The following is a 1508-nucleotide window of genomic DNA, read 5'->3' as shown; positions in this document are numbered from 1 at the left end:
CCGCAAATTTCCATCGCGATTCAATGCCACGATTCGAGCTGCGATATTCTGGTGTCAGATAACGGCCCGGGGATGTCTGACGAGGCACTGGCGAAAATCTTTGACCCGTTTTTTACCACCAAACCAGAAGGGCTCGGACTGGGTTTGACCATTTCAAAACGTATTTTAGAAAGCTATCACGGAGCACTCAGCGCCTATAACCACCAAGGGACGCAATCGGGTAAGTCAGGCGGCATGACCTTTGTGGTCACCGTTCCGATGGCAAACACCAGAACCACCAAACCAGTAACGGAAAACGACCATGCATAACGCAGTTATCTTTGTTGATGACGAACCACACATTCGTGATGCCGTTTCACAAGCACTACTTATCGAGGGCATTGAAGTCACTTGCTTTCCCAATGCCGTTGAAGCACTCAGAGTTATCGATGCCAATTCTCCAGCCATCATCATTACCGATATTCACATGCCGGTCATGGATGGCTTAGAGTTTATGCGTACGCTGCTGAGCAAAAATCACCACTTTCAATTCATCGTTCTAACTGGGCATGGCGACGTTAAAACGGCGGTCGAAGCGATGAAAAGCGGCGCGTACGACTTTCTGGAAAAACCATTTTCAACCGATCAACTGATGAAATCACTGAACAACGCCAGCGATAAGCTGAACTTGTTGCAAGAAAACATCTGGCTAAAGAAAGAGCTCGACATGCAAACCCATGTCGGCCCAAAAATGATTGGTCACAGTAAAGTCATGGTGAGTATTCGCCGAGCCTTAATCAGCGCACCGACGAACCAACCTCTGATTTTCGTGGGACAAGACGGCACTGGTCGCCGATTAGCTGCGCAATTTGCTCACGATATTCACGCCACACCAGACAGCGAGCTGATTGCAGCATCAGGTGAAGACCTTTACGAACTGTCGCTAGATGCACTCGACAAAGCCATTGACCACCTGACGGAAGACTCAAACCGTTGCAGTTTGTACCTGCACAGCGCAGAACATATATCGCTCGCACAGTGGCAATGCCTGTTTAACCACCCGAAATTGGAGCGCGTATTTGGTGCGACGACCAAGGTTGATGCCGATGTTAAAACGTTCGCAACGCTCATCCACTTACCAACGCTGGATGAACGCAAAGAAGATATTGGCCCACTTTACAAACACTTCGTGCGTCATGCAGCAAGCCGTTATCAGCTGCAACCACCGCACATCAGTTTGGACGAAGTACGCCGAATTACAGAGCTTTCTTGGCCAGAAAACGTTAAACAACTGCGCCAATTTGCGGAGCTGCGCGCTCTCAAACCTGAGACTTTTCGCATGGAAGATTGGGACAGTGAAAAGAGCATCGAAATTCAGAGCATGACTCAACGCACAGAACACTTTGAATATTGTCTGTTATTTGATGCATTGCAGCGACACAGAGGCAGACTTAAAGAGGTTCAACTAGAATTACAGGTGTCACGCAAGACCTTGTACGACAAACTAAAAAAACATCAGTTGGACAAAT

2 protein-coding genes are annotated in these 1508 nt (G+C 48.0%); both read left to right on the top strand.

Annotated elements, in window-relative coordinates; genetic code table 11:
- The coding region (locus tag R7O12_RS24540) for a sensor histidine kinase (protein WP_318126650.1) at positions 1–309 on the top strand (309 nt) is incomplete at its 5' end.
- Positions 302–1508 (top strand): sigma-54-dependent transcriptional regulator (locus tag R7O12_RS24535; RefSeq protein ID WP_318126649.1); only part of this gene is annotated, 1207 nt, incomplete at its 3' end. The genes R7O12_RS24540 and R7O12_RS24535, both read left to right, overlap by 8 nt.

Source organism: Vibrio sp. Vb1574 (genome assembly GCF_033338675.1).
This window is presented reverse-complemented; position numbering and strand designations above follow the sequence as displayed.